Source organism: uncultured Erythrobacter sp. (genome assembly GCF_947502395.1).
Classification (GTDB): Bacteria; Pseudomonadota; Alphaproteobacteria; order Sphingomonadales; family Sphingomonadaceae; genus Erythrobacter.
Map to the genome: position 1 here is coordinate 316,509 of NZ_CANMZM010000001.1, position 22,922 is coordinate 339,430.

Sequence of the window (22,922 nt, forward strand, 5' to 3'; positions counted from 1 at the left end):
GGCTGCTTTTACGCTTTCATACTGCGAGGGTATTTTGCCCCGCGCTCTGAAGACAATCACAATCTTGTCGTCATTGGCTGCAACAACTTTCGTCTTGGCTACCCCAGTGAAGGCGGAAGAGAAGGCTTTCGGGGTTTCTGATGAAGGGCATGATGCTGACTCCGCCGTTGATCAGATTAATGGCTACGAACCTGCGGTACTCTGGATAGGTGCTTCTGCTAATCCGCTAGCGGATATGGATTTGCCGAGTTCGCTTTCTTTGGACCCAACCCAATTATCGCTCGCCTCGGCATCTGGAGCCGAATCCACAGCGCAAATGTTGGCGGCGTCGACATCGTCAATTCTGCCGGTGGCCATGCCAATGGGCGCGCCCGCCCAACCTGCAATGACCGATCGCTTCAAGACCAAACTGGTCGTCTCGCAATTCGGCACCATTCCAGTGGCTGGCGATGTGCCCAACACGTTCCGTTACAGCGGACGCGCCGACGCCTACATTGATGTTGGCGGCAGTGTATTCGGCCTGGATAACAGCTTCACGCTAAGCGTTCGCCCCGAGCTAACCTGGGGCCAGAACACCAACGGCGAGATTGGACTTATCCCGACTGATACTGCTGCCTTCCGGCCCGGTGGTAAGGGTGAATTCGACGTATCGATCAACATAAGGAAACGCTGGAATTCGGGTGTTAGTCTGACCCTTGGCAAGGTCAACGCGCTCGACATTGCCGGGTCCCTTCCGATCGTTGGAAGCGACGGGCATTACGGATTTCAGAACCTTGGTCTCGCCCTACCGCCAACGGCAATCATTCCGAACACGCTGACCGCGGCCATGCTCGAAGTACCAACCGATGGCTGGCTCTTTCGGGCATGGGTCTTCGACGTTGACTCGCAATTCGAACGCACGGGGTTCGAGACTGCATTCGAGAACGGTGTCGCGGGGCTTGTCGCTGCGACAAAGATAACGCGGATCGGACGCAATCCGGGCTTCTATTCAGTCGGTGTCACTGCCTCCACTCGGTCAAGCCCGAACACAGAGCTGTTGCCTTTACCATTGCCTCCCGGTGGCGCATTCGGCGATGAAGAGAATGAACTGGCACTATCGCTTTCGGCCTATCAATTCCTGCAGGTTTATCCTGAAGCACCCGGCAAGGGTTGGGGCTTACTGGGCCGCTTCCAGATCTCCGATGGAGATCCGACGTTTCTAGGCTGGAGCGCATACTTCGGTATGGCGGGCAATCCAAAGTTTCGTCCTCAAGACCGCTTCGGTGTAGCCTGGTTCCGTTACTCCATCACGACCGAACTTGTAGATGATGTTGCCTTCTTCCTTGATCTCCAAGACGAGGAAGGTGTCGAGGCGTTCTACACCTTTGAATTCGCCAAGGGATTCCAGCTGACTGCCAACGCGCAAGTCGTGGATGGCGGCGTTGCGACAGCGGACACGGGCGTTATTCTTGGTATGAGATTGACGGCCGGATTCTAACTCGAGATGTCGGCAATTATGCCACTAGCGGCGATATCATGCAGAACAAGCGACGTTGCGAAGCAATTCTATACGTTGAACTTGAACAGCATGATGTCGCCGTCTTGAACCACGTATTCCTTGCCCTCCTGGCGCATCTTGCCAGCCTCTTTCGCGCCTGATTCGCCTTTGAGTGCGATGTAGTCATCGTAGGCAATCGTTTCGGCGCGGATGAAGCCTTTCTCAAAATCAGTGTGGATTTCGCTGGCAGCTTGCGGAGCTTTTGCACCATCGGGGAAGGTCCAGGCGCGCGCTTCTTTGGGACCCGCGGTGAAGAACGTTTTGAGCCCGAGCAAGGTGTAGCCTGCCCGGATTACACGTGCGAGGCCGCTTTCTTCTAGGCCCAACTCGGCGAGGTACTCGGTGCGATCCTCTTGCGGCATCGCAACAAGTTCAGCCTCAATCGCAGCCGAAACAACAACAGCCTGTGCTCCCTCGGCCTCAGCCTTTGCAAAAACCTTTTGGGAAAGTTCATTGCCGCCGGCCGCCTCATCCTCGGCGACATTGCAGACATAAAGGACGGGCTTCGCAGTGAGGAGCTGCGCTTGAGCAAATACCCGAGCTTCCTCTTCATCGTTGGGTTCAACGAGACGTGCAGGCTTGCCGTGCTTGAGGAGCTCCAGTGCTTGGCCCAGTACCGATGCAAGGATCTTGGCCTCCTTGTCCCCAGCGGTCGCACGTTTCTCAGCATTGGACACCCGCTTCTCAAGGCTTTCAAGGTCGGCGAGCATAAGTTCGGTTTCGACCACTTCAGCATCGGCGATTGGGTCAACATGGTTTGACACATGCTGGATATCGTCATCCTCAAAGCACCGCAGCACATGCACGATCGCATCAACTTCGCGGATATTGCCGAGGAACTGGTTGCCCAAACCTTCGCCTTGGGCAGCGCCCTTTACGAGGCCAGCAATATCTACAAAGGCAAGCTGTGTCGCGACAACTTTCGCGCTTGAAGCAATCGTGGCAATGTTATCGAGCCGCTCATCGGGCACTGCGACCTGACCCACGTTGGGCTCAATCGTGCAGAAAGGATAGTTCGCAGCCTGTGCCGCCTGCGTCTCGGTCAGAGCATTGAACAGGGTGGACTTGCCAACATTGGGCAGCCCAACAATTCCACAACGGAAACCCATGACTTGTGTCTTTCGCTAGTGAGGTTTGCGCCGCGCCTTAGCCGGGAGCACGGCGCTTGACCAGCCTTGGAAATCATGCGTTGTGAACTGCCTTGATCCATGGACCATAAGGGCTCTGACCAAGCCAGCCGACTTGCACCTCAGCGCTCACCTTGTTGATCGCCATTTGCGGCTTGGCACCAGGATGCACTTCTCGCCGCAGAGGACGTGTGCCGGCGGGCATTGCGATCACTTCAGCCATGGCGCGCGGCACATCCATCGGATCGGTTGAACCACCCCCCGTGCGGCCGCCCAGCTGCGCAATCAAGGCCTGATAGCCATCAGTATGCCTCGCCTCGGCCCTTTCGAGCAGTGCAAGGCTGTTCTCGTTCGAGTTTTTCCAGATCATTGTTGGATATCCGCCAGGTTCGATAATGTTAACATCGATGCCATGTGGGACCAATTCATAGGCAAGTTGCTCACTCATAGCCTCAAGCGCAAACTTTGTTGGCGAGTATTGGGCATAGGCTGGTACGATCACTCGGCCCAATTGCGAAGACACATTTATGATGAGGCCGCTCTTGGCTTTACGCATCGCGGGCAGGACGGCGCGCGCCATGCGGTGAGGGCCAAAGACATTCACATCAAACAGGTGCTGTGTCGCCTTCATATCCTGAATTTCCAGCGGGCCGCCATAGGATGTGCCCGCATTGTTGATCAGGACGTCCAGAGTGCCACCCGTTGCTGCGAGCGCTTGTTGAACCCCATTCTCGACTTGCTCGTCCGAGGTGACATCAATCTCAATCACTTGCAGATCGAGCTTTTCATTGAGCGCAAGCAGGCGCAGCTCCTCGGCCTCCGGACGAGGAAGGTTGCGCATGGTGGCAAAGACCCTTGCGCCTTTTCGGGCGAAATCCTCTGCCGCGAGCCGTCCAAAACCGGTCGAGCACCCAGTGATCAGGACTGATTTTCCGGTCATATCGATCTTCGCTTCGAGCACATCTTGTGCGGCGATAGAAGCGGTTGCGGCAAGCGCTCCGGTTGCAGCGGCTCCAGCGAGGAGCGAACGGCGATTTATGGATGGCATGGAGAGCTCCTTAAGAGGCTGGGTAAACCAGAGTGGTGTTGGCGTTTCTATTGCTTATAACGATACAGCAATGCTTGTGGAGGGGGCTATGGATTTCACGGCGATTTTGACGGCGGCTCTAACCTCGTTAGTGACCAGCGGGGGAATTGTCTGGGCCATCTTCAATTTTCGACGAGAGCATTTGCTCGATCTACAGGCTGAGCGCCTTATCAAGCGGCTCTTGCTAAATCCCAAGTACCGTTTTCGGACCTTCAAGACGATCAAGCATCACTTGGGTGGCTTTAAGGATGATGAGTTGCGCAAGATGATCGTGCGAGCTGGTGGCATTAGATTTGAAGATTCGCAGGAAATAGAGATCTGGGGACATTACGACCGCGTCGGAGAGACACTAGATGCCGAATGGCAGACCAAGACGAATTAACGTTCAGTCATTTTGGCGTAGCGCCACATCGCTCATAAAGCGGGCATCGTTATCTTCTGCCAGCCACTCAGCTTCTGCACCAATGGCGCCCAGCATGTCAGCAAGGGCATCCTGCTCAGCCTTGGCATAATTCCCGAGAACATAGGGGTATACCCGGTCCTTATGTCCCGGATGGCCAATGCCCAGCCGCACACGGCGAAAGTCTGGGCCAAGGTGCTTGTCGATTGAGCGAAGGCCATTGTGCCCTGCTAGCCCGCCACCTTGCTTGACCTTCACCTTGAAGGGGGCGAGGTCCAGTTCGTCGTGAAAGACGGTGAGTGCGTCAAGATCGAGTTTATAGAAACGCATCGCTTCGCTGACGCTGCGCCCACTTTCATTCATGAAGGTCGCTGGCTTTAGGAGCAGCACTTTCTGCGAACCGATCCGTCCTTCCTGGACCCATCCCTGAAATTTGCTTTGAACCGGGCCAAAGCCATGCATCTCGGCGATCACGTCGAGTGCCATGAAGCCGACATTATGCCGGTGGAGTGCGTATTTCGGTCCCGGATTGCCCAGGCCAGTCCAGATCTGCATGCGGCTTTCCTAACGATGCTGCGCCAAAAACAAAACACCGAGCCCCATGGGGACCCGGTGTCTTGGTGATCTTATGTGTAATGAGAGGCTTATTCTTCGCCTTCGTCATCACCTTTTTGTGCAGTGGCTTCGACTTCGTCGGCTGCTGGTGCGTCATCACCTTCTTCAGTGGTGTCGCCTTCAGACTGCTTGAGGGCCGATGGAGCCACAAGCGTGACGATGGTGAAGTCGCGGTCGGTGATCGCGCTTTCCGAGCCTTCAGGAAGCTGGACTTCGCTAATGTGGACCGCGTCGCCAACGTCTTTGCCTGCGACCGATATTTCGATCTCACCAGGGATTTTGTCAGCGGCACAAACCAGCTCAAGTTCGTGGCGCACAACGTTGAGAACGCCGCCTTTAACGAGGCCGGGTGAGTCTGCTTCGCCGGTGAAGACAACTGGGATCGACACGTCGATCTTGGCGTCTTTCGACAGGCGGAAGAAATCCACATGTGTCGGGCGATCAGAGACTGGATGCAGAGCGACATCCTTAGGAATGGTGCGGACGGGCTTGCCGCCGACTTCGACCTGCACAATCGAGTTCATAAAGTGACCGGTCATCAGCTGACGAACCAGTTCCTTTTCCTCAACGTGGATCATTTGGGGTTCTTCCTTGCCGCCATAAATGACAGCGGGGACCCGACCTTCGCGGCGAAGTGCACGGGAGGCTCCCTTGCCTGCCCGTTCGCGCGCTTCAGCGGGCAAATTCAGAGCGTCGCTCATAACATTAGCCTTTCGAATGCATGTTTATCAAAGTGTGCTGCGCCCCGCCTCCAGGGATGACCAGAGCGCCAAGAAGCGCGCACATAACGCGTGCGGGAGAGATTACAACCGAAAACTCACTCAGAAGCGCTAGGATGCGGGCAGTCGTTCCAGTGTGTAGCCCGCGTCTTCGAGCATGACTGTTAGGCCCTCAGGGCCGAAAAGATGTGCAGCCCCCACCGCAATAAAGGGTTTGGGCTCAGCCTCGAGAATCGGGAGTAGCTCGTCCATCCAACGGTTGTTCCGATCGACCAGCAAAGCCGCATGCAGTTCAGAATCAGCCATTATCCCTTCGGTCGTTGCTCTCTCGAGCACCTGTGCATTGCCGCTAAGCCAAGCGCGCAAAAGGCGCTCTGGATCATCTCTGGACGCTGCCCATTCCGCGATAGTGCCTTCGAGCAAGTCGCGTTGATCTTGCGCAGCGAGAGTATCGAAAACACCGAGCTGCCCCCGCGCAGTTTCCAGCCCGCGCACGTCCCGACCGTCAAAATCGGCGATTAACGCCCGGTCGACACCGTTTCTGGGCCGACCAGGAGCGTCTACCTGTGCGAGCATGATCGCGGCTCCCCAATCCTCGGTGTTCCTCAAACGATTGCGGGAGAGGTCAGAACGCTCCAGCATCGTTTCCAAATCCGGGCGATATTCAACTGATACGCGCTCTGAAATTGGCGGCAAATCACCTGTTTGGGAAAGCTCAAGAAAAATCTGCCGAAGCGCGTCGGATCGGCGAAGTGAGGCCACTTCGACCACCAGAATGTCCGCATCACTGGCCACGTGGTCTATCTCAGGTGTGCGCCATACAACGCCATCGGGGAGGGCGTGGATAGTGCCTAGCATCCATCCCTCGACCTCCCCATTGGAGTTTGCAATTTCGTAAAGCAGTGGGTTGGGAGGCGGGTAAGGCTCCACCTCCGGTTTCTCAGTCTCATCGCTGCACGCAGACAGAGCAAGCAGTAGACAACCAAGACAGGCAAGCGCCAGAATTGTTCGTCCACTATTGCGGATACGATTCAATTTGCCGGCGCTCACGCCCATCGTTATTGGACGCGCTCGCTGACGATATCGCGTTCCTCAAGATAATCTTGAACACTCTTTTCACCGGCAAGGTGTCCAGCGCCGACTGCGATGAATACTGTGCCTGGTGTACTGTCGAGACGGTTCTCAATCCACTCAGCCCAGGTTGCATTGCGGGAGTAGAGCAGCGCTTCGGCAAGGGCTTCGTCGGTTAGGTCAGCGTTCATCACTGCCGCAAGTCCATCGGGATCACCTTCGACCCACTCGGCAACCATGGAGTCGATGGTTTCTTTCACCTTCGGCATGCCCTCAACCGCTTCCATCATGAAGGCCACTTGAGCTTCCTGAGGAAGCCCATCAAAAATGCCGATCTGAAATTCCGCGGTTTCCAAAGCGTCTTGCGTGCGCTCACCTGCTCTAGAGATAATGACTTTGTCGACACCAGCATTGGGATCATAGCCTTGCTGCATAAGCGGCAAAATTGAAAGCGTTAGACCTGCAAGCCAGGGTTTAAGCGGATCAAATGCCTGTGGTGGCGCGCCAAGGCCAGCCAGCGCGGTTTCATATGTTGCAGTTTGATCTTCATCAAGAAGAGAACGCAGAGTGGTGCCATCGGTGAAAACACCGCGTGATTGAGCCAATTGCGTCATGGCTGCTTCGCTGGCCGGATCCATCTTGATCTCGGTCACGACCGTGTCCGACGCGCTGAGCGCTGCGTCAATTTCTGCATCATACCATTCAAGGTCTTTGGGCAGCACATGGACTGTGCCGAAAAGATAGATGGTGGTGTCTTCGTCAGAGACTTTCCACATCGCCGGGCCTTCCGGACCGACTGGAAGTTCAGTCAAAACTGCAGTCGTGGTCTCCGCCTGATCTTGGGCCAGTGCGGAGCTCGACGCGAAGAGAGCAAGGCCCGCAACTCCGGCTGCAAATGGTGAACTCAGTTTCATGAGGATATTCCTTTCGTAGGGGTATTTGGATGTAATGTCGTCATTGAGAGAAAGACGAGCGTTGGCTTGCTGCGGTTCCTACCCTGATCGCTTGAAAGTCCAAACGAAGAGATAGGTGAAGGTTACGACAACAAAGATGACGTAATGATCAACTGGGGAGAAAAGGCCGCCAAAGGCGCCGATTACCCAGGCCATATAGCCATAGATATAGACGTTGAATGTCCAGAATATGGCATCCTTCATTGCAGTTCTTTGAAAGTCGTCCAGCTGCTTCCATTGGAATGTCGCGACCGGAATAATAGCGGCCAGGATAGTAAGTCCAGCAATCGCTTCGATTCGAGTGAGCTGAAATGTGCCTTCCACTATGCTGTCCAAGTGTATTGCGTTGATGTAAATGGCAAGCAGTGCGCCGAGCAGGACGTATGACAGCAAAATCAACTGTGATCGCCCGGTGTTCGACGAGAATGAAGGACGGTCAAAATTTCCTACACGAATTGCGGCGAAGACCATGGCCGCACCAACCACAATCAGAGCAGCAGTGACCCCGATATTTTCACTGTCAAGTCTACCTTGAATGATGAACATCAAGCAGGCACCAATTGCTCCTGCAACCACCGAGACACCGAAGTAAAACAGCATCTGGCCAAGAAATGGACGAGTGCGCGTCGGGGTTCCGGTCTGATCAGATTTGGTCATCGAAAATCTCCTCAATTCTCATGTCGAACAATCGAGCTATGCGAAAGGCCAAGGGAAGGGAGGGATCATGCTTGCCGGTTTCGATTGCATTCACTGCCTGGCGTGAAACATCGAGATGTCCGGCCAGTTCAGCCTGTGACCAATCGCGTTCTGCACGCAGCACTTTGAGGCGGTTTTTCATTATTCCTTGCTGCTCGCAATTGGGGGAGTAGTCGGTCCATCTCGATGTCAGGTTATCCTTACTTTCTGTACCGGTCTACCGACTATGTCAAGAACACCTGACATTTTGTCGTGCCTAAATGACGAAATACGCCAAAATACTGACTTTCTGCGCACAGGATATCTTCATGGTGCGCTGCACCATTGACGCTCCACAGGGCATCGGTCATGGGCTCAAACCCATGGCTACAGAGCTTTCAGCACCCGCGATTCCACTGCGTGATCCCGCCAACAGCTTTCAGGACATGATCCTGACGCTGCATGATTTCTGGGCGGCCAATGGATGCGTCATCCTGCAACCCTATGACATGCGCATGGGGGCAGGGACCTTTCACACCGCAACAACTCTGCGCGCGCTTGGTCCTGAGCCTTGGAATGCGGCCTTTGTTCAACCGTGCCGCCGCCCGACCGATGGGCGCTATGGTGAGAACCCAAACCGCTTGCAGCATTACTATCAATATCAGGTGATCTTGAAGCCTTCGCCAAGCGACATTCAAGACCTTTATCTTGAGAGCCTGCGCGCAATTGGCATTGACCCGCTCGCCCATGACATTCGCTTTGTTGAGGATGATTGGGAAAGCCCAACGCTGGGCGCATGGGGCCTTGGCTGGGAAGTGTGGTGTGATGGCATGGAAGTCACCCAGTTCACATACTTCCAACAGATGGGCGGCTTTGATTGCAAGCCTGTTGCGGGCGAGCTCACCTATGGATTGGAGCGGCTTGCGATGTATATCCAAGGCGTTGATAACGTGTATGATCTGGCGTTTAACCAGCAGGGCGTTTCTTATGGCGAAGTGTTCCTTGAGAACGAGCGCCAGATGTCCAAATGGAACTTTGAAGTCGCCGATACGGACGCGCTCTTCGACCTGTTCGCCAAGGCAGAGGCTGAGTGTCAGAACGCTATAGCCGCCGATGTCCCTATTGCCGCTTACGAACAAGCGGTCGAGGCAAGCCATTTGTTCAATCTCCTCCAAGCGCGCGGCGTGATCAGCGTTCAGGAACGCGCTTCTTACATGGCGCGGGTGAGGGACCTCGCGCGTTCATCCTGTGAGAAATATGCGGAGAAAATGGCGCCTGAATGGGCCGAGAAATACCCGGAATGGAGCCTCGTATAATGGCTGATTTCCTGCTTGAACTTCTCACCGAAGAAATCCCTGCGCGTATGCAAAAAGGTGCGCGCGCTGAGCTGGAAAAGCTCTTTACCCGTGAACTTTCGGCAAGCGGCGTTGCGGCCGGTGACATCACCGTATGGTCGACCCCGCGCCGTTTGGCTCTGATTGCGCGCGATCTGCCCACGGAAACCGAAGCGGTGCGTGAAGAGGCCAAGGGGCCTCCCGTTGGCGCTCCTGATCAGGCCGTGGACGGTTTCTGCCGCAAAAACGGCTGCACACGCGACCAACTCGAGGAACGCGAGGTTAAGGGCCGCGCGACGTATTTTGCCGTGATCGAAAAGCCGGGTCAGCAGGTTGCTGACCTTTTGGCGACCGTCATTCCTTACGTTATCACTCAATTTTCTTGGCCGAAGTCCATGAGGTGGGGCGCTGCCTCAATTACCAGCGAGAGCCTTCGCTGGGTTCGTCCGCTTTCTGGAATTGTTGCTTTGCTTGACGGTGATGTGATCGAGTTTGAGTTGCCGTCTCACGCGGATGTTTATTCCGATGCCAGCGGCAATCTTGAATTCAAGAAAGTTGGCATCGGGCTGTCGAGTGGGCGCACGACCATGGGGCACCGCTTCCATTCCAACGGCCTTATCGGCATCGACGACGCTGATGACTATGCGCCCAAACTGCGCGCAGCCCATGTGATTGTCGATCAGGAAGAGCGCGCCGGGATCATCCGCGAGGGCGCAAAGAAAGCCGCGAAAGCCGCTGGGCTGACGGTGGTTGCTGACGAAGGTCTCGTGGTTGAAAACGCTGGCCTCACCGAATGGCCAGCGCCGCTTTTGGGCCGCTTTGATGAAAGCTTCCTCGATGTGCCGCCTGAGGTCATCCAGCTTACCGCGCGGGTGAACCAGAAGTATTTTGTGTGCGAAGACGCAGCCAAGAACGGGGGCGGCAAACTCGCCAACGCCTTTATCTGCACCGCCAATATTGATGCAACTGACCCCGCCGTGGTCGTGGATGGCAACCGCAAGGTGCTTGCCGCACGATTGGCCGATGCACGCTTCTTCTGGGAGCTGGATCAGAAGACGACTTTGGCCGACCATGCCATGAAGCTGGAGCGGATCACCTTCCACGAGAAGCTTGGTACAGTCGCGGACAAGGTTGAGCGGGTGGCAAAACTTGCGCGGTGGCTGTGCGAGGAGGGTATTGTCACATCAGAGCGATTCCCAGCGAAGGCTGGGACCTCCATCGATGAAGCGCCAGACAGCGGGAGGTCCCAGCCTTCGCTGGGACTCGCGAGTGAGGAGCTTGCAGACCTGGCCGAACAAGCCGCGCGACTATGCAAAGCGGACCTTGTCACCGAAATGGTCGGAGAATTCCCCGAGCTGCAAGGCTTGATGGGTGGCTACTACGCTGAGAAAGAGGGCCTGCCGCAAGAAGTCTCAGACGCGATCCGCGATCACTATAAGCCGTTGGGACAGGGCGATGATGTGCCGACTGCGCCCGTGACGGTGGCTGTGAGCTTGGCGGATAAGTTGGATACTTTGGTTTCGCTTTGGGGCGCTGGGGAGAAACCAACTGGTTCCAAAGATCCGTTCGCTCTTAGGAGGGCGTGCCTTGGGATTTTAGCGCTGATGGACGGAAACGGCCTTCGCTTTTCGCTCGGAATGGCGGTCTTCATAATTTTTGATCGCGTCCAAGAGCGATACGAGAGGCTCAAGACTTTCGATGCGTGGACAGCGGCAAAGCAACAGCAGGGCAATCTGGAAGAGAATGTCCGGGAAAAGGTCTTTTCCTCGGCCATTGAGCTTTATGCGCATAGACAAAAGCGGCGACTCGATCCGGATATGTTAGAGTATGTAAAGCGGGGTTTGATCCTACCTATTCTCGAATTCTTCGCAGACCGCCTCAAAGTCCAACAGCGCGAAGCTGGCGTTCGCCACGATCTTATCGACGCGGTGTTTGCGCTTGGCGGAGAGGACGATCTCGTCCGTCTGCTCGGGCGCGTCCATGCCCTCCAACGTTTCATCGAAACCGACAACGGCGCAAACCTGCTCGCTGGGTACAAGCGTGCGGCGAATATCCTCAAGAAAGAGGAGTGGCAGCCCGGTGCGACAAACCCAGCGCCTGAGCCTGCCGAAGCTGCTTTGATCGATGCGCTTGATACAGCAGAACCAAAGGCTGCTTCCGCCATTGAAGCCGAAGATTTTGAAGCCGCTATGGAAGCGCTTGCATCCTTGCGCGCGCCCATCGACGCGTTCTTTGAAGGCGTTACGGTCAATGATCAGGATACGGTTAAACGTGATAGTAGGCTTGGTCTCCTAGCGCGCCTACGCAGTGCGGTGCACGAAGTCGCAGATTTCTCAAGGATTGAAGGTTGATGGTCCAAACAGTCTACCCCTTTGGCGGCTCTGCTGCTCATTCAGACCCGCGTCAGGGCGACAAGACAATCACCGGAGGCAAGGGCGCAAACCTTGCCGAAATGGCGAGCATCGGCCTGCCGGTCCCTCCCGGTTTCACCATCACCACCGAAGAGTGCGTCGCGTATTTGCAAGACGGCGCGGAATTTTCTGATGCGCTGCGCGAGGCGGTCACGGCTTCGATTGGGCATATCGAAAAATCGGTTGGCAAAAGCTTTGGCGATGCGGCTGACCCGATGCTGGTGTCAGTGCGTTCCGGCGCGCGGGTTTCGATGCCGGGAATGATGGACACGGTCCTCAACTTGGGGCTGAATGACGCGACCGTTGAGGGGCTTTCGGCAACATCTGGCGATGAGCGTTTCGCATGGGACAGCTATCGCCGCTTTATCCAGATGTATTCCGATGTGGTGCTCGGCCTTGATCACGGCCTGTTCGAAGAAGCTCTAGAAGTCTGCAAGGAAGACAACGGTTTCTACGCCGATACAGAGCTTTCAGCCGACGATTGGAAGGCGCTTGTCGCCGAGTTCAAAGGCATCGTTGAAACTGAATGGGGCAAGCCTTTCCCGCAAGATGTGAATGAACAGCTTTGGGGTGCGATCCGCGCCGTATTCGACAGCTGGGATTCAGACCGCGCCAAGGTGTATCGCCGCCTCAACGACATTCCCGGTGACTGGGGCACTGCCGTCAATGTGCAGGCGATGGTGTTCGGCAATATGGGCGACACCTCGGCCACCGGCGTTGCCTTCACCCGCGATCCAGCAACGGGTGAGCGCGCCTATTACGGCGAATATCTCATCAACGCGCAGGGCGAGGACGTTGTCGCGGGTATCCGTACGCCGCAATACCTCACCAAAGCTGCCCGCGAGACCGCAGGCGCAAAGCCGCTTTCGATGGAAGAAGCGATGCCAGAGGCTTACACCGAACTCGCGCGCGTCTTCGATCTGCTCGAAGGTCACTACAAAGATATGCAGGACATCGAGTTTACCGTTGAACGTGGCAAGCTTTGGATGCTGCAAACCCGCTCAGGTAAGCGCACCGCGAAAGCCGCACTGCGCATGGCGGTGGATATGGAAGGCGAAGGCCTCATCACGGAGGAAGAGGCGGTGGGCCGGGTTGATCCCATGGCGCTTGACCAACTGCTTCACCCGACGCTTGACCCCGAAGCGCAGCGCAACATCCTCGGCACTGGTCTGCCAGCCTCGCCGGGCGCGGCTGCTGGTAAGATTGTGCTTGATGCCGATACGGCGGAACAATGGGTGGAACGCGGTGAGAAGGTCATTCTTGTGCGCGTCGAAACCTCGCCCGAAGACATTCACGGCATGCACGCAGCGCAAGGCATTTTGACGGCAAGAGGCGGCATGACGTCTCACGCAGCGGTAGTTGCACGCGGCATGGGGCGGCCTTGCGTGTCGGGAGCGAGCGCGGTTTCCATCGACCTTGCCTCGCGCACTTTGAAGATCGGTTACGAAGACCTCAAAGAGGGCGACGAGATCACACTCGACGGCGCTAACGGTCAGATTATGCTGGGGATTGTGCCCACGGTTGAGCCTGAACTTGCCGGTGACTTTGGCACCCTCATGGTGTGGGCCGATGCTCACCGCCGCATGAAAGTGCGCACCAATGCCGAAACGCCAGCGGATTGTAAGATGGCGCGGCAGTTCGGCGCAGAAGGCATAGGCCTTTGCCGCACGGAGCATATGTTCTTTGACGCAAGCCGGATTAAGGCCGTGCGCCAGATGATCCTCGCTGAAGAGGACGCGGGACGCCGCGCTGCGCTGGACATTCTGCTTCCCGAACAGCGCGCCGACTTCACTGCTATCTTCGAGGTAATGGCAGGCCTGCCTTGCACGATCCGTCTACTTGATCCGCCATTGCATGAATTCTTGCCCACGCAAGATGCAGAGTTTGAAGAGCTTGCCGATGTGACAGGGCTTGGCGTTGAACATCTCAAGCGTCGGGCGAACGAGCTGCACGAGTTCAATCCAATGCTGGGCCACCGGGGCTGCCGTTTGGGCATCACCTTCCCGGAAATCTACGAGATGCAGGCGCGAGCCATTTTTGAGGCTGTTTGCGATGTGAAAGCGTCCTCTGGCGAGGCTCCATTGCCCGAGATCATGATCCCGCTGGTGGCAACATCAAAAGAGCTCGCCATCCTCAAAGCGCTTATCGATGAGACTGCGCAAAAGGTCTTTGCCGAGAAGGGCGCTGAGGTTGATTACCTTGTGGGCACTATGATCGAACTCCCGCGCGCGGCTCTGATGGCGGGGGAAATCGCTGAGGAAGGCGCGTTCTTCAGCTTTGGCACTAATGACCTCACGCAAACCACCCTTGGGGTCAGCCGGGACGATTCCGCAAGGTTCCTCGCGCCCTATGTAGAGAAGGGCATTTTCGCGCGCGATCCGTTTGTGAGCCTTGATGTGGAAGGCGTTGGCCAACTGGTCGAACTTGCCGCTGAGCGGGGCAGGGCGACGCGGCCCGACATTAAGCTTGGGATCTGCGGCGAACACGGCGGCGACCCTGCATCGATCGCATTTTGTGAGAACGTCGGCCTCGATTACGTCAGCGCTTCGCCGTACCGCGTACCGATTGCCCGGCTTGCAGCAGCTCAAGCAGCACTCAAATAGGTATTACCGCCAACCTGTAAGGACAAGGATTTCGAAGGTCTCTGTGACCTTCCCATCGTCCTCGCGTAATCCATCAAAGGCAGCTTCGGCCCGCCCTATCCAATCGTGGGTCAATGGTGGAACGGGACTGGTAAGGGAACGGGTCAGGCCGTGGTCCCTTAGGTCGCTCATAAGTTGGCTGAGCGATGAAAAGCGCACTTTCAGAGGGAAACTGTCTACCACCTTGCGCGTAAAACCGGCGCGTTCGAGCAACGCCGTCCCAGCGCGGCTGTCCACCAGCGGGTGCATTCGGGCCGCGGGCCGCTCTCCATCCGCCTCGAGAGCGATCTGGCGGAGTACGGGCAATGACCCAGCTCCCGGAAAAGCTGCGACAAACAGTCCACCTTCTTTGAGGCCATTGCGGGCATGGATGAGCGCGCCTGGCAGATCGTTCACTGTGCCAAGCCCGAGCACATGGGCAATCAGGTCATACTCCTCGAAAGCGCCCGGAGTTTCCTCATCGAAATCGCCGAGATGCGCGCTTGTAGAAGCGCCCAAACCGCCAGTCACATCACCCACTATCAACGCGTTCTTAGCGTCAAACCGCATGAAACCCAATCGATCTGCGATGTCTTCTGCGATCGCGTCATAGAGATAGGAAGCGCTGTTCACATCCGCCTGCCGAGCGCGCGCACGCGCCCATTTGGCGCTGCTGGCTTTACGGTTGAAAATCTGCGGGACTTTGGGCGGCGACATGACGGCTCCCTAGGCGCGCTTGCCGCGGTCGCGCAAGAGGTGCACTGTGTTGATCGATGGCATGGTCTGCGTACCTTACTAAGGAAATCAAAGAGAGCGTTCGGCCGCTTGTCGATCTGGTCTACCCACCACGCTGCCCCTCTTGTGGAGTTGCGACGGCTAACCAGGGCTCCTTGTGCGTTGATTGCTGGGGAGAACTTGAGTTTCCAGGTGGTGAGCACAAACCATCAACCGAGGATGGTGCGCATCACTCAGGGATCATCGCAGCGACCCTTTACAATGATATGTCTCGCGCCCTGATTCTGAAGTTCAAGCACGGAGGCAAACTGGCGCTCGCGCCTCTTCTTGGCCGAATGATGGCCTCGCGTATCCAACTCGAAAAGGGGGACGCGCCGCTCATCGTCCCGGTCCCGCTCCACCGCACGCGCATTTGGCATCGCGGTTTCAACCAGGCCGCCCTGCTAGCACGCGAAGTGGCGGAGGCGGGCAAGGGTGAGCTCAAGGTCGATGCTCTCATCCGACAGAAGCGAACGCCTAGCCTCGGCAATATGAGCGCTAAGCAACGTCATAAGGCGCTCGCGGGGGCAATAGTTGTACGCGCTAACGCCAGGGAAGCGATCAAGGATCGGGCCATTATCTTGGTCGATGATGTTCTAACCAGCGGTGCTACAAGCAATGCTTGTGTGGAAGCACTGCTTGGTGCTGAAGTTCATTCGGTCCGCATCGCCTGTTTTGCGCGCGCAGACAGAGCGTCGCAGGCTTAAGTGAACAAAAATCTGCCTCAGATACCGAAACGCCCGAGGCCGTTAAGCCCCGGGCGCCACGTGACGAAACGGTTGAGATCCGCTCTTAGAGAGCTCAGAAGGCGACCCCCTAACTTCGCCTTCAGGACCTGGTCCCTCATTCGTTCAATCGACCACTCCAACACCCCGCTGTTGGCTCTGGTCGACAACCCCCTGAACCCGGCGTTTGACAACACCGTTTGTTAGGTGGATGGATGCTTTGTGGCATCCGTGAGAAAGGTTGTTCCACTGCGGTTCCCGATCTTAAAGTCCAATCATGTAAATGCACGTATTTTGGCGTTCATATGTGGTTATCATGCAACATTCTGTCGCATGTGTTGAACCTCTGATCGTTTCGCGTCTCAGTTTGTTACGTTTTGGGAGAGCATTCTTGTCTGCCGTCATACCATTAAGCGCAGAAACGCGCGAAGAGGGCGATGTGTTCGCGCCCAAGTTTGATCAAAATGGATTGTTGTCTGCTGTGGTGCTCGACTCAGTTACCAAAGACGTATTGGTGGTGGCATTTATGAATGAAGAGGCGATTGTGAGAACGCGGGAAAGCGGAAAGGTGACCTTTTGGTCTCGTTCTCGGCAACAGCTCTGGATGAAGGGCGAGACGAGCGGGCATGTTTTGAACGTGGTCGAGATTTTGGTCGATTGCGACCAGGACGCGCTCGTCATTTACGCAAATCCGGCGGGTCCAACGTGTCATACGGGACGCAGGTCGTGCTTCTATCGGCGGCTTGTTTCAGAAGCCGAAGATGTATCTGCTCTCGTAAAGGTCAATACTTGACGCTGACGTAAAGGTAAGGTAGTCCGTTGAAATGGACACGCACACCGAATCGCTCACTGACACCCGTGATGGCTCTAAAGAGCATCGCCGCAATGGCGCACATCTGGATCGCCCGGATGATCTTGCACGTGAACAATTCTCAATTTCCGATTTGACGTCCGAGTTCGGCTGTACCGCTCGTGCATTGCGCTTCTACGAGGATGAAGGGCTAATCAGTCCAGCTCGCGTGGGGCTTACCCGCGTTTATTCCAAGCGTGATCGCGCACGTCTTGCCTGGATCATGCGTGCCAAGAACGTGGGATTTAGCCTTACCGAAATTCGAGAAATGATTGACCTTTATGATCTTGACGACGGCCGCGTTGAACAACGCCGCGTCACGATTGAGAGATGCCGCGCGCATATCGCAAAGCTTAAAGAGCAGCGCGCCGATATTGATAGCTCGATCAAAGAGCTCAGCGATTTTGTCAATGAGATTGAAAAACTCGATTTGGGCTGATCGACATTACTCCGCCTTTCCGTAACCAAAGGCGATTCATGACGAACACCATATATTACTGCACCCGCTCGAAAAAAGGGATCTTCTGATGCCAACTTACACCGCCCCGACCCGCGACACACGCTTTGTCCTCAATGAAATGCTCGACCTTGCGAGCTACGGTAATCTGCCAGGCTTCGAAAATGCCTCGCAGGATATGATCGATACGATTGTAAATGAAGCTGGCAAGTTCTGTTCGGAAGTGCTGGCTCCGATCAACCAGTCAGGGGATGAAGAGGGCTGCACCCGCCACGAAGACGGTTCGGTGACAACGCCCAATGGCTTTAAAGAAGCCTACGACGCCTATGTCGAAGCTGGCTGGGCAACTTTGGCGAAGCCTGAGGAGTTTGGCGGGCAAGGTCTCCCACACACGCTCGCGATGGTAGTTGAAGAGTTTACAGCTTCTGCAAACCAAGCTTTCGGCATGTATCCGGGCCTCACCAATGGAGCGTCGGCGGCTCTCGAAGCTGCTGGTACGCAGGAGCAGAAGGAAGCGTATCTGCCCAAGATGATCACAGGTGAATGGTCAGGTACTATGAACCTGACAGAGCCGCATTGCGGGACCGATCTTGGCCTGATCCGGACCAAAGCAGAGCCGCAAGCGGATGGCTCTTACAAGATCACCGGCACAAAGATCTTCATTTCCGCGGGCGAGCACGATCTCACTAGCAATATCATCCACCTTGTTCTGGCAAAGACACCAGGCGCACCCGACAGCTCGAAAGGCATATCGCTCTTCATCGTGCCCAAGTTCGTCCTCGACGAAAACGGCGCGCCGGGTGAGCGCAATGGTGTCACCTGTGGTTCTATCGAAAAGAAGATGGGCATCCACGCCAACTCGACTTGCGTCCTCAACTATGATGAAGCCACCGGCTATATGCTGGGCGAGGAAAACAAGGGTCTGGCCGCCATGTTTGTTATGATGAACGCGGCGCGTCTGGGGGTCGGTCTTCAAGGGCTCGCACAGGCAGAAGTCTCTTATCAGAACGGCGTCACTTACGCACTTGACCGTCGTCAGGGCCGCGCACTGGCGGGACCGGCTGAGCCAGAAGCAAAAGCGGACCCAATCTTCGTGCACCCCGATGTGCGCCGCATGCTGATGGACGCAAAGGTCTTCAACGAAGGCATGCGCGCGCTGTGCCTGTGGGGTGCTCTCCAAGTGGACCTCACCCACAAGGCCCAAACTGAAGAAGAGCGTCAGCTGGCTGACGATCTCATCGGCATCATGACTCCGGTGATCAAAGGCTACGGCACCGACAAGGGCTATGACATCGCGAACAACATGCAGCAGGTCTATGGCGGGCATGGCTATGTCAAGGAATGGGGCATGGAGCAATTCGTGCGCGATAGCCGCATTGCGATGATCTATGAAGGCACCAACGGCGTGCAGGCGATGGACCTTTGTGGTCGCAAGCTCGCCAGCAAAGGTGGCCGTGCGATCCAAGCTTTCTTCAAAATGATCGATGATGAGATCGCTGAAGCCAAAGGCAATGATGCTCTTGCTGATCTCGCGACCAAAATCGAGAAAGCGCTGAGTGAGCAGAAGGCAGCGACCATGTGGTTCATGCAAAACGCGATGGCCAACCCCAATCACCTGGGTGCCGGTGCACATCATTACATGCACATTATGGGCATCGTGACGATCGGTTTCTTCTGGCTCAAGCAAGCCAAGACGGCTGCTGCCGCTCTTGCTGGTGCTCCGGAAGATAAGGCATTCTACGAAGCGAAAATGACGTCTGCGGCCTACTATGCTGAGCGGTTCCTTCCGGATGCAGGCGCGCTTCGCCGCAAGCTTGAAGCGGGTAGTGAGAACATGATGGCTCTTCCTGAAGAGGCATTTTCAACCGCCGCCTAAAGCGCGCACGCAAAAAATTGAAAGCCCTCGCAAGCGTTGAGCCTGCGGGGGCTTTTCCTTTGCGCCAAAGGTTGATGCAGATCACAGACACGCTTGCCAGATGCTCTCACCCTCAATAGCCTTGTGCTCAAAGGAAAGTAGGGAGAGTGAGTATGCGCAATCTGGCAACTGGACTGGGGGCCTTGTTGGCATCAACCGCACTTGGCACTGCGGCAATCGCTCAGGACGATAGCCCATTTAAGGCCGACATCACCCGAACCACTCACAACATCGCCCATATCGAGGCGGATACCTGGGAAGGTGTCGGGTACGGCGTTGCTTATGCCTATGCGGAGGACAATATCTGCATGCTCGCTGAGGAATTCACCACTGTGCGGGGGGAGCGCTCGATGCATTGGGGGCCGGAGACACCAACGCCGCTCGGTCTTCGTGGGGCGGATAATCTCACCTCTGACATTTTCTACCGCAGCCAGATCGATATATCCGGTCTGCGTAAAGGGTTGGCCAAGTCCAGCGCGACCAATCAGGCTCTGATTGCAGGTTATGTGGCGGGGTATAACCGTTTCCTCTTCGACAATCCGGTGGCAAGCTTGCCTAAGGAATGCAAAGATGCGGAATGGGTGCGCCCAATCACCACCGATGACATGCTGCGTCTCAATGAAAAGACGATGCTTTTGGCAAGCTCGCTCGCATTTGCGGGCGCGATTGCGAAGGCGGCTCCTCCGGGCGAAAGCGTGGCAATCGCTGATCCGCAATCGATAGCATTCCCCGGACCGCCTGACCCCAATTATGGCAGCAATGGCTGGGCCTTTGGCTCGGAAGCGACGGTGGATGGGAAAGGCCTTCTGATCGGCAATCCACACTTCCCGTGGGAAGGGCCGGCACGTTTTTGGCAGATGCACGTAAAGGGGCCAAATGGCTATGACGTCATGGGCGTTGGCATTGCCGGCACGCCCCTTCCGACGCTCGGCTTTAACAAGGATGTCGCCTGGACCCACACGGTGACGGCTGCGCGCCACTTTACCGTCTACATGCTTCAACTCGCGGACGGTGACGCGACTAGCTACATGGTTGATGGCGAAGCAGTGCCGATGGAAGAAACCCTTGTCAGCGTGCCGATGCCGGATGGGAAGGAGCCTTATGAAACGGTCCTTTATTCGACCCAGTTCGGTCCTGTTGTCTCGCTCCCGAGTGCGGGTGCACAATGGACTCGGCAAATGGCCTTCACACTGCGCGATGCCAATACCGGTAATCAGCGCGGGATGGATGCTTGGCTTGGTATTGGATTTTCGAGTACTGTGGGCGAAGTGGAAAGCGCAATTAGCGAAACGCTCGGCATCCCGTGGGTGAACACAATTGCAGCCGACCGAGAGGGCCGCGCTCTGCATGCTGACATCACCGCCGTGCCCAATGTGGGCAAAGAGTTCGCCACCGCCTGCGCAACGCCGTTTTCCGCGATGGTCGCAAGCCAGATCATTCTTCTTGATGGGAGCCGTTCTGAATGCGATTGGATGACGCAGCCAACAACCGCATCTCAGCCCGGTCTGATGCCCGGAACTGATCAAGCTTCACGCATTCGCCGCGACTATGTCACCAATTCTAACGACAGCTATTGGCTCAGCCATGCGGGCGAGCCTTACCGCGAACTGTCGCCGATCCTTGGCGAACACAAGACTCGGCTGTCTCTACGCACACGATCAAACTTTACCGAGACTGAAGCAATGCTGACTGAGGCTCAGATGGACCACGCCCGCGCTCAAGAGCTTGTCTTCGGCAACAAAGTTCTTGTCGCTGATATGATTATGGATGAAGTTCTGGGTCTTTGCGCGGGCAACAATGCGCTCGCTGAACCATGCGGTGTTCTTGCCGACTGGGATCGGCGAGTGAACAATGAGAGCAAGGGCGCGCACCTTTTTCTGACGTTCTGGGACAAGGTGCCGAGGGACTCGGGCTTCTGGCTTACAGACTTTGATCCGGAAGATCCGATTGCAACGCCAAACAATTTGAATGTTGAGGGTGAGCGAGGCGAGAAGCTTCTGAATGCACTGCGCGAGGCAGCTGAGGAAATCACCTCTGAGAGCATCCCGCTCGATGCACCTTGGGGTGCTGTCCAAACACGAACAGATGGTGACGAAAAAATCGCCATCCATGGCGGTCCTGGCGGACCCGGCATTCTCAATATGCAGATCGGAAGGAAAGTGGAGGGCGGCCTTACCCCACGCCATGGGTCAAGCTATATCCAGATCGTTGGTTTTGACGACGATGGACCGGTTGCTGATGCGATCCTGAGCTATTCACAAAGCACGGATCCTGTTTCTCCTTTCTACGCTGATCAGACCCGGCTGTATTCGGAGAAGAAATGGCACCGCCTGCCGTTCAGCGATGAGGAAATCGAAGCGGCCCGGATCGGGGAGACTGTGATGATCAGCGAGTAGAAGCCAACTGACTTAAGCCAGCGGCTTCATCATAAAGTAGTGCGGGTAGTAGGGCTCTGGTCCGTCAATCTGGCCGAATACCTCAAAGCCATGTGCTTCGTAAAAGGCACGCGCTTGAAAGGCATATGTGTCGAGGCGCATGTGATGGCATTTGCGTGCGCGCGCTTCCGTTTCCGCTTTCTTGAGTAAGGTTTTGCCCCAACCTTGGCCACGCAGATGTTCGGAAAGGGTGAGGATATCAATGTGAAATCCGCCCCAGCGCGATTGGGCGATAAGGCCGCCGACGAGCACATTCGCTTTGTCCTTAAGAAGAAGGGCAAAATCATGATTGTCGAGGATGGGAACACTGGATCTAGTGAATGTCCTGAGGATCTCCAGGGTTCTAGCGTATTCCCCATCGCTCGGCTTCTCGGTTTTGTGGATGGTGATTGCAGTCAATTCCGCTGCCCTCCGAAGTGGAATTGCTGTTAAGCAGGCTCGTTGGCTTCGGCGGTCGCGAAAGCCTCTTCCCATTTGTCGAAATTCTTGCGTGCGTCCTGGACGAAGGGTGATTTGCGGATGGCCCATAGCCATGTGTCGTGCACAAGCTTGCCCAAAAGCCGCATGGGGCGTTTCACCTGGACCAGAAGGACGACGCGCATTTCGTCAGTCTCATTGGCAACCTCATGTTCAAAGCAATCGTCAAAGACCAGCCATTTCCCGTTGTTCCAATGGGTTTTTTGATCTTCAACTTCGATCCAACATTTAGGTGCATCCTTTGGAATCTTTACTCCTAGATGGCAGGTAATGAGCCCGCGCGTGACGCCGCGATGGCGAGGGATCGTTGCGCCCGGATCAAGGATGGAAAAGAAAGCAGAATTGAGGTCAGGTACTTTCTCCATCAACGCTGCAGTCTTGGGAGCCCGCGCGCAATTTTCCGGCACTTTGTAGCCATAACCAAACAGGAAGAACGAACGCCATTTGCCATCGCGCCCGGTGTTGCGATGGTCTGGTGAGAGTTCGCGCAGGGGAGGGATAGCCTCGCGGTGTCTTATGACCGTATCTGCCTCAGCGGCGATGTCTTCCCAATGTTCGGCAATCGCCTTGGTCCAAGAGAAATGCTCTTCGCTTAGCAATGGCTCAACCGGGATGATTGAGCTAGCCGTGCTGATCCGGTCGATCCGACGGCGCAGTCTTGAGCCTACCCTGATGATCCATGGACGTGGTTCCTGCCCTTGGTTGTGTTCATGTTGAGCCATCTGAGAGCCCCCCATTC

Annotated in this window: 22 protein-coding genes; 10 read left to right on the forward strand and 12 right to left on the reverse strand. The window is 56.0% G+C overall.

Annotation, left to right across the window (positions count from 1 at the left end; genetic code table 11):
- Window positions 1-183 precede the first annotated feature (183 nt).
- Window positions 184-357 (reverse strand): hypothetical protein, encoded by a 174-nt coding sequence (locus Q0778_RS01445; RefSeq protein WP_298333475.1) that lies wholly within the window; start codon window positions 355-357, stop codon window positions 184-186.
- A 28-nt stretch (window positions 358-385) separates the two neighbouring features.
- Here Q0778_RS01445 and Q0778_RS01450 point away from each other — a divergent pair, with 28 nt between their 5' ends.
- Complete coding sequence (locus tag Q0778_RS01450; protein ID WP_298333477.1) at window positions 386-1,477, forward strand: carbohydrate porin; 1,092 nt, start codon at window positions 386-388, stop codon at window positions 1,475-1,477.
- A 68-nt stretch (window positions 1,478-1,545) separates the two neighbouring features.
- On the opposite strand, the gene ychF is transcribed toward Q0778_RS01450, so the two are convergent.
- A complete protein-coding gene (gene ychF / locus Q0778_RS01455; protein ID WP_298333479.1) occupies window positions 1,546-2,646 on the reverse strand; it encodes a redox-regulated ATPase YchF in 1,101 nt (366 codons plus the stop codon).
- A 73-nt stretch (window positions 2,647-2,719) separates the two neighbouring features.
- Window positions 2,720-3,712: an SDR family oxidoreductase gene (locus Q0778_RS01460; RefSeq protein WP_298333480.1), complete on the reverse strand. Its 993-nt coding sequence runs from the start codon at window positions 3,710-3,712 to the stop codon at window positions 2,720-2,722.
- Here Q0778_RS01460 and Q0778_RS01465 point away from each other — a divergent pair.
- The gene (locus Q0778_RS01465) at window positions 3,702-4,133 is read left to right on the forward strand and encodes a hypothetical protein (protein WP_298333482.1); all 432 of its coding nucleotides are present in this window, start codon (window positions 3,702-3,704) and stop codon (window positions 4,131-4,133) included. The two genes, Q0778_RS01460 and Q0778_RS01465, sit on opposite strands and share 11 nt — an antisense overlap.
- A 3-nt stretch (window positions 4,134-4,136) precedes the next feature.
- On the opposite strand, the gene pth is transcribed toward Q0778_RS01465, so the two are convergent.
- The 6 genes from pth to Q0778_RS01495 form a co-directional block, all read right to left on the reverse strand.
- A complete protein-coding gene (pth, locus tag Q0778_RS01470; protein WP_298333484.1) occupies window positions 4,137-4,706 on the reverse strand; it encodes an aminoacyl-tRNA hydrolase in 570 nt (189 codons plus the stop codon).
- Between the two features lie 89 nt (window positions 4,707-4,795).
- Window positions 4,796-5,467 (reverse strand): 50S ribosomal protein L25/general stress protein Ctc, encoded by a 672-nt coding sequence (locus tag Q0778_RS01475; protein ID WP_298305459.1) that lies wholly within the window; start codon window positions 5,465-5,467, stop codon window positions 4,796-4,798.
- Between the two features lie 129 nt (window positions 5,468-5,596).
- Window positions 5,597-6,535 carry a TraB/GumN family protein gene (locus tag Q0778_RS01480; RefSeq protein WP_298333486.1) on the reverse strand — a complete coding sequence of 313 codons (939 nt, stop codon included), beginning with the start codon at window positions 6,533-6,535 and terminating at the stop codon, window positions 5,597-5,599.
- An 8-nt stretch (window positions 6,536-6,543) separates the two neighbouring features.
- Window positions 6,544-7,470, reverse strand: coding sequence for a TraB/GumN family protein (locus Q0778_RS01485; RefSeq protein WP_298333488.1), 927 nt, complete (start codon window positions 7,468-7,470; stop codon window positions 6,544-6,546).
- Window positions 7,471-7,548: 78 nt separating this feature from the next.
- Window positions 7,549-8,166 (reverse strand): hypothetical protein, encoded by a 618-nt coding sequence (locus Q0778_RS01490; RefSeq protein WP_298305447.1) that lies wholly within the window; start codon window positions 8,164-8,166, stop codon window positions 7,549-7,551.
- Window positions 8,153-8,347, reverse strand: coding sequence for a helix-turn-helix transcriptional regulator (locus tag Q0778_RS01495; RefSeq protein ID WP_298305441.1), 195 nt, complete (start codon window positions 8,345-8,347; stop codon window positions 8,153-8,155). Before Q0778_RS01495 ends, Q0778_RS01490 begins: the two co-directional genes overlap by 14 nt.
- Before the next feature lie 283 nt (window positions 8,348-8,630).
- On the opposite strand from Q0778_RS01495, the gene Q0778_RS01500 reads away from it, so the two are divergent.
- From Q0778_RS01500 to ppdK, 3 genes are read left to right on the forward strand one after another with little or no spacing between them, the layout of a single operon-like run.
- Complete coding sequence (locus Q0778_RS01500) at window positions 8,631-9,500, forward strand: glycine--tRNA ligase subunit alpha (RefSeq protein ID WP_366519519.1); 870 nt, start codon at window positions 8,631-8,633, stop codon at window positions 9,498-9,500.
- A complete protein-coding gene (glyS, locus tag Q0778_RS01505) occupies window positions 9,500-11,869 on the forward strand; it encodes a glycine--tRNA ligase subunit beta (protein ID WP_298333490.1) in 2,370 nt (789 codons plus the stop codon). The genes Q0778_RS01500 and glyS overlap by 1 nt, the downstream gene beginning before the upstream one ends.
- A complete protein-coding gene (ppdK, locus tag Q0778_RS01510) occupies window positions 11,869-14,532 on the forward strand; it encodes a pyruvate, phosphate dikinase (RefSeq protein WP_298333492.1) in 2,664 nt (887 codons plus the stop codon). The genes glyS and ppdK overlap by 1 nt, the downstream gene beginning before the upstream one ends.
- Window positions 14,533-14,535: 3 nt before the next feature.
- Here ppdK and Q0778_RS01515 read toward each other — a convergent pair whose 3' ends face one another.
- Entirely contained in the window at window positions 14,536-15,267 is a 732-nt protein-coding gene (locus Q0778_RS01515; protein ID WP_298333494.1) for a methyltransferase, read from the reverse strand.
- 56 nt (window positions 15,268-15,323) lie between these two features.
- Here Q0778_RS01515 and Q0778_RS01520 point away from each other — a divergent pair, with 56 nt between their 5' ends.
- The 5 genes from Q0778_RS01520 (at window position 15,324) to Q0778_RS01540 (ending at window position 21,667) form a co-directional block, all read left to right on the forward strand.
- On the forward strand, window positions 15,324-16,031 hold the full coding sequence (locus Q0778_RS01520) for a ComF family protein (RefSeq protein WP_298333496.1): 708 nt from the start codon (window positions 15,324-15,326) through the stop codon (window positions 16,029-16,031).
- 409 nt (window positions 16,032-16,440) lie between these two features.
- Window positions 16,441-16,842, forward strand: coding sequence for a phosphoribosyl-AMP cyclohydrolase (gene hisI, locus Q0778_RS01525; protein ID WP_298305423.1), 402 nt, complete (start codon window positions 16,441-16,443; stop codon window positions 16,840-16,842).
- Between the two features lie 31 nt (window positions 16,843-16,873).
- Window positions 16,874-17,338 (forward strand): MerR family DNA-binding transcriptional regulator, encoded by a 465-nt coding sequence (locus Q0778_RS01530; RefSeq protein ID WP_298305420.1) that lies wholly within the window; start codon window positions 16,874-16,876, stop codon window positions 17,336-17,338.
- Between the two features lie 88 nt (window positions 17,339-17,426).
- The gene (locus Q0778_RS01535) at window positions 17,427-19,232 is read left to right on the forward strand and encodes an acyl-CoA dehydrogenase C-terminal domain-containing protein (protein WP_298305416.1); all 1,806 of its coding nucleotides are present in this window, start codon (window positions 17,427-17,429) and stop codon (window positions 19,230-19,232) included.
- A gap of 152 nt (window positions 19,233-19,384) precedes the next feature.
- Complete coding sequence (locus Q0778_RS01540; RefSeq protein WP_298333498.1) at window positions 19,385-21,667, forward strand: penicillin acylase family protein; 2,283 nt, start codon at window positions 19,385-19,387, stop codon at window positions 21,665-21,667.
- A gap of 12 nt (window positions 21,668-21,679) precedes the next feature.
- Here Q0778_RS01540 and Q0778_RS01545 read toward each other — a convergent pair whose 3' ends face one another.
- Together Q0778_RS01545 and Q0778_RS01550 are read right to left on the reverse strand one after the other, a co-directional pair.
- Window positions 21,680-22,105, reverse strand: coding sequence for a GNAT family N-acetyltransferase (locus tag Q0778_RS01545; protein ID WP_298333500.1), 426 nt, complete (start codon window positions 22,103-22,105; stop codon window positions 21,680-21,682).
- Between the two features lie 29 nt (window positions 22,106-22,134).
- Window positions 22,135-22,905, reverse strand: coding sequence for an aspartyl/asparaginyl beta-hydroxylase domain-containing protein (locus tag Q0778_RS01550; RefSeq protein ID WP_298305407.1), 771 nt, complete (start codon window positions 22,903-22,905; stop codon window positions 22,135-22,137).
- Window positions 22,906-22,922: the final 17 nt, after the last annotated feature.